Here is a 5,251-nt window from a genome sequence, read left to right as displayed (position 1 = left end):
TTGGCCAGCTTAAGGCTCTTAATCTATACGGTTTAGTGGGTATACTTAATTTCTTAATGTTTGGATTTTGGAGCACGAGGTTTCACGATGTTTGCACCAAGTTTCGCAGTTTCTTTCTTCTTGCTTCTTTCTTCTTGCTTCTATTTTAACCGCAAAGGCGCGAAGGTTGCGCGAAGAACGCAAAGGATTAAGTTTGCAAAGAGTAGCGGCCTTTGACCAGCTTCCTGTTTTTGATTGCGTTTATTTTACTACTTTTGGTTTCTTTGAATCGGTGAACTATGCGTAAATGGATTTGGTTTTTTGTACTGTGGATCGGCTCAGGGGTAGTGGCGCCTTCTTTGTTGGCACAACAGGCTTCCGATCCTGATTTGGCGCTAAAAAACACCTTGTATGCCCAATACCGAAAAGAAGTTTTGGCCTACGACAAGAAAAAGTATGATGCGTTGTTTTTTTCGTTTTTTGAAAAGCAAAATGACCCTCAACGGATTATGACCAAAGAAGAATATTATACCTATACCATAAAAATCGCTATTTATTCGGAGAAGTTGGGAATGCTCTACAAAGCGCAAAAAGAGACAGCGGAACAAACCAAAAAAGAATGGTTTGACAAACGGTATGAAGCGTATTTACAATCGAAAAATTAAGGAAGTGAAAAAAGTGCTTTTCCTTTTGGCGTTGGCCCTAACCTCTTGCAGTTATTTTGAAAAACAAGTTCCCAACGAACAGGAGTTGTTGGAAAAAGAACTTCAAGCCATCCGTTGGGATCAGGTCGATGAATATCCATCGATTGAGGCGTGTGAAAAATTGACCGATGCCAACCAACGAAAACAATGCTTTTTTGAATTCCTTTCGGCCACCATTCAAGAAAAATTAACTTCCGATTCGTTGGCGGTACTTCCTCCAGCGGTCGACACCATTAAAGTGAAAGTAACGGTCAATCCCGATGCAACATTGGTGTTGGAACCCCAATTCCCACAAGATTCAACCGCTTACGACAAGAAAAAGATAGATAGTATTTTGCGCACCCGTTTGACCGATTTACCCAAAATTAATCCGGCCCTCAAACGCGGTATTCCTGTAAAGTCACAGTTTATTTTGCCGGTCATCCTTCGCAGTGAAAATTAACGCCGGAACGCACGTCCTTTCCACCGGAATCCGCCAAAAAGCGCCCCAATTCCGGTTACACTACTAAACAACGGATACACCACACTACTCGCTAGGGGTAAGAAGAATTGACCGTTTCGTAGTAAAGCATTCGTACGGTACATGACCAAAAAGTCCACCGCATATTTTACCGCCCACATACTCCAAACAATGGGCCAGTTCACTTTATGGTTAAAGGCAAGAATGACGGCAGTTACCCAACTTAGATTCATCCACAAAACGACAACGGCTAGCCCTTTTGCATACGTATTGGAATAGCCCGTTGACTTCGCCGCCCAGCGAATACGTTGTTGAAGTACTTCATACAAATCGTCTATGGCACGGGTTTCAACGGTCGCTGCGGCACTTTTCAAATAGCCTACTTTTTGCGGTTGTTGCTGTAAGGCTTTTTGTAACAATAACACATCATCACCCCCCGCGTATTGTTGGAGTCCGTCGAAGCCCCCTAAGTCAAGAAAAAAGGATTTCGTGTAAGCAAAGTTGGCGCCATTGCACATAAATCCTTGGCCGTTTCCAAAACTACCCATCGTGGTGCCTTGTAACGCAAGGTTTTCCAATTGTTGAAAATCGTGAAACCAGTTGTTTTTTGTTTTTAGAATGACGGGTCCCGCGACCATCGCACAGTTCGTTTCCTGAATGTAATCGTGGTAGGTTTGCAGCCAATTTTCGGGTAAAATACAATCGCCATCGGTGGTAATCACCCACGGATGTTTCAGGATAGGTAAGGCACGGGAAATGGCGTCTTTTTTAGGCGACCCTGTTCGTCGTACGTTTTCCAAAAAAGTAGTGTCAAACTGACTGTGGCTCAACCGCCAATTCAGGTAAATCCGTTCACTTTGGTCTTCCGAGAAATCGTCGATGATGATGACTTCAAAATGTTCGGGCGGATACTTGAGATTTGCAATGGAATTCAATAGTGCCGGTAGGTTTTTCGCCTCATTTCGTATGGGGATAACGATTGAAAATCCGGTGGTTGGCGATGTATGTTTGGGGGTGAATGTTCGGAGTTTTGCGATACCTGAAAAAATATGCAAAAGGAAACCCGCATAAATCACTGTTATGAGTCCGAAGCCGAGGAGGATGTCCATTGTGGTTTAAAGATTAAAATATAATAACTTCCTAAAAGTACGGGAACCACTACATTCATGAGCCACATGAGCGTACTTATGAAAACAACAGTCCAGTCGTTGACGCCCAATTTTCCGAAGAAGAACAAGGCAACGCTCCCTTTTACGGCAAAATCCAAAAATTGAAAACTCGGTAAAGAGGAAGCCATGAAATAGACCGCTGCAATGGCGCCCATTAAAGTAGCGTAAGGTAAATGTACCTCAAATGCCCGAAATAAAAAATAGTATTGGTGGGAAAAGATGAGGTAACGGCCTAGGGCTAAGAGGTTGTTTTTTTGGTGTACAGCCTTGGGGAGTGCCTGAATTTTGACCCACAATAAGCCAAACGAATAGCCTTTGAGGGTAATTTTTTGGGTAAAATAAAAAAGCAATCCTAGGGCGGTAGCCAGCGCCATAACACCCCAAGCCCAAGGGGTATATCCTAAAATAAAAAGTCCAAGGGTCCCGAAAACGATGGTGAGCACCATTTGAATACCGTTGCAAATCAGATTTAAAAAGACGACTTGACCTGCCTCTTTTTTGGGGAAATAGAAGGCTTTTCCCGCGTACTCTCCGATGCCGTTAGGTGTGAAAATGCCCGCTGTTAAAGCCGCCAATACTTGTTTGGTCGATTCCCCTAGCGAAAGTGGGCGAAGGGTTGAACCCAAATTTTGCCATTTAAGGATTTCCAAAAAACGGTTGCCAAAGGTCATGGCAAACAATAGAAGCAGCATCCCCGGATGAGCAATTTTTTGAAGGGCTTCGCGAAAGGCCATCCAGGAGAGTTGGGGATCTGAATTCAATCGGTCGTAGATTACATAAAAGGCTGCTGATACAATCAGAATTTTGAGGAGAACTGTAAGGAATTGTGTAGCTTTGTCTGACCGTGCCTTCATGGTACAAAGAAAACGCTTTTTTGGCGAAACCAACGAATGAATTGACCTTGGCAAACGAACGAATTATACTAGGTATCGACCCGGGAACCACGATTATGGGGTTTGGACTCATTCGTGTGGTCAACAAAAAAATGGAATTTATACAACTCAATGAATTGATGTTGAGTAAATACGATGATCATTATGTGAAGTTGAAAAAAATTTTCGAACGCACCCTTGAGTTAATCGATACCTACCATCCCGATGAAATTGCGATTGAAGCCCCTTTTTTTGGTAAAAACGTCCAATCGATGTTGAAATTGGGTCGAGCCCAAGGGGTAGCTATGGCCGCTGGTTTGTCCCGACAAATTCCGATTACCGAATACGAACCCAAGAAAATCAAAATGGCAATCACCGGTAACGGAAATGCCAGCAAAGAGCAAGTCGCTAAAATGTTGCAGCAATTATTGGGATTAAAAGAATTACCCAAAAATCTCGATTCCACCGATGGTTTGGCCGCCGCCGTGTGTCATTTTTTTAACACCGGCAAAGTGGTAGCGGGGAAAAGTTATTCGGGTTGGGATGCCTTTGTGAAACAGAATCAAGATCGAGTTGGTTAGTAGAACATGAAACCTGAAACCTGAAACTTTCACCATGAGTGGCATTTACCTCCATATTCCTTTTTGCAAACAAGCCTGTCACTATTGTGATTTCCATTTTTCGACTTCTTTGAAAAAAAAGGAAGCGCTGGTGGCCATGATGGCGCGCGAAATGGCGTTGCGGAACCATTGGATGGGTGCCAATACTGTAATTGAAACCATCTATTTTGGAGGCGGCACGCCAAGTGTCCTTACGATTCATGAACTTCTTTTTCTCATCGATTCCATTTACCAACACTTCAAGGTGGTTGACCAACCCGAAATCACCCTGGAAGCCAATCCCGATGATTTGACTCCGGTCTATTTACACGCTTTGGCACAAACTCCGGTGAATCGTTTGTCTATTGGAGTACAGTCGTTTTTTGAAGAGGATTTACGGTTGATGAATCGCGCGCACAATGCCCAAGAAGCCTTGGCTTGTTTGCAATTGGCCACCACACTTTTTGATAACATTACCTTGGACTTGATTTACGGGATTCCCGGACTTACGCATGAAAAATGGTTGGCAAATATCCAAACGGCTTTGAACTTGGGGGTACCGCACATTTCGAGTTATGCGTTGACGGTCGAACCCAAAACGGCCTTGCATTCGTTTGTGCAAAAAGGGATTGTACCTAATCCGGATGATGGCCAAGCCCAAGAGCAATTTTTATTGTTGATGGACCAACTCGAAGCTGCCGGTTTTGTGCATTATGAGTTGTCCAATTTTGGAAAAGAAGGTTATTTTTCCAAAAATAATTCGGCCTATTGGTTGGGCAAACCGTATATAGGCATTGGGCCTGCCGCGCATAGTTTTAACGGTACCCAACGCGGTTGGAATATTTCCAACAACACCAAATACATCCGAGCCCTCGAAGCCCATGAATTGCCTATCGAATTGGAAACTTTATCCCTAACCGATCGTTATAACGAATATGTGATGACAGGATTGCGCACGATTTGGGGCGTTGATTTACATCGGTTGGAAATGGAATTCGGACCCCGATTCAAGACGTATTTTCTACAACAAGCCGAAGCGCATTTGGAAGACCATTTGCTCTTCATAGACGGGGATATCGTTCGCGCTACCCGTAAAGGAAAGTTTCTAAGTGATGGGATTGCGAGTGATTTGTTTTTATTGAATTTGTAATTTTTAACCGCCAAGCGCGCTAAGTTTTCGCAAAGTGCGCCAATTTTTTTAAGCCATATAGCGTGTGAAAAATGAATGATTAAATCTTTGTTCGATTACTTTAATGTTTCCTTCATTAACGACGGAAAAAAGAGAATGTTCATAAATCATAATTCTTTGTTTACTTTGCGCTACCATAGCGTGCTTTGCGGTTAAATCGCAGCATACTAAGAATTAATTATGCAAAATTTTAACCCACCTTAAACTTAAACAATCTAAGTGATGGGATTGCGAGTGATTTGTTTTTATTGAATTTGTAATTTTTAACCGCAAAGTGTA

The 5,251-nt window shown here is 42.9% G+C and carries 6 protein-coding genes; 4 read left to right on the top strand and 2 right to left on the bottom strand.

The annotated features are described in order from the left end of the window. Window positions 1–278 precede the first annotated feature (278 nt). A complete protein-coding gene (locus ABWO12_RS12025; RefSeq protein WP_353089253.1) occupies window positions 279–644 on the top strand; it encodes a hypothetical protein in 366 nt (121 codons plus the stop codon). Next, on the top strand, window positions 616–1,125 hold the full coding sequence (locus tag ABWO12_RS12020; RefSeq protein WP_353089252.1) for a hypothetical protein: 510 nt from the start codon (window positions 616–618) through the stop codon (window positions 1,123–1,125). Before ABWO12_RS12025 ends, ABWO12_RS12020 begins: the two co-directional genes overlap by 29 nt. Here the strand turns inward: ABWO12_RS12020 and ABWO12_RS12015 are convergent. Next, entirely contained in the window at window positions 1,122–2,252 is a 1,131-nt protein-coding gene (locus ABWO12_RS12015) for a glycosyltransferase (protein WP_353089251.1), read from the bottom strand. The genes ABWO12_RS12020 and ABWO12_RS12015 overlap by 4 nt on opposite strands. Further along, window positions 2,222–3,166 carry a lysylphosphatidylglycerol synthase domain-containing protein gene (locus tag ABWO12_RS12010; protein ID WP_353089250.1) on the bottom strand — a complete coding sequence of 315 codons (945 nt, stop codon included), beginning with the start codon at window positions 3,164–3,166 and terminating at the stop codon, window positions 2,222–2,224. Before ABWO12_RS12010 ends, ABWO12_RS12015 begins: the two co-directional genes overlap by 31 nt. A gap of 47 nt (window positions 3,167–3,213) precedes the next feature. Between ABWO12_RS12010 and ruvC the strand changes: the two genes are divergently transcribed. Both ruvC and hemW read left to right on the top strand, forming a co-directional pair. After that, the gene (gene ruvC, locus ABWO12_RS12005; protein WP_353089255.1) at window positions 3,214–3,765 is read left to right on the top strand and encodes a crossover junction endodeoxyribonuclease RuvC; all 552 of its coding nucleotides are present in this window, start codon (window positions 3,214–3,216) and stop codon (window positions 3,763–3,765) included. 34 nt (window positions 3,766–3,799) lie between these two features. Continuing rightward, entirely contained in the window at window positions 3,800–4,933 is a 1,134-nt protein-coding gene (gene hemW, locus ABWO12_RS12000; RefSeq protein WP_353089248.1) for a radical SAM family heme chaperone HemW, read from the top strand. Window positions 4,934–5,251 lie beyond the last annotated feature (318 nt).

The sequence above is a fragment of the Flavobacterium sp. genome, from assembly GCF_040379285.1.
In the GTDB taxonomy this organism is placed as follows: Bacteria; Bacteroidota; Bacteroidia; order Flavobacteriales; family Flavobacteriaceae; genus Flavobacterium.
This window is presented reverse-complemented; position numbering and strand designations above follow the sequence as displayed.

Coding starts and splice junctions, on each gene's coding strand:
- ABWO12_RS12025 (WP_353089253.1), top strand. CDS start 279: ATGCGTAAATGGATTTGGTTTTTTGTACTGTGGATCGGCTCAGGGGTA.
- ABWO12_RS12010 (WP_353089250.1), bottom strand. CDS start 3,166: ATGAAGGCACGGTCAGACAAAGCTACACAATTCCTTACAGTTCTCCTC.
- ABWO12_RS12020 (WP_353089252.1), top strand. CDS start 616: ATGAAGCGTATTTACAATCGAAAAATTAAGGAAGTGAAAAAAGTGCTT.
- hemW (WP_353089248.1), top strand. CDS start 3,800: ATGAGTGGCATTTACCTCCATATTCCTTTTTGCAAACAAGCCTGTCAC.
- ABWO12_RS12015 (WP_353089251.1), bottom strand. CDS start 2,252: ATGGACATCCTCCTCGGCTTCGGACTCATAACAGTGATTTATGCGGGT.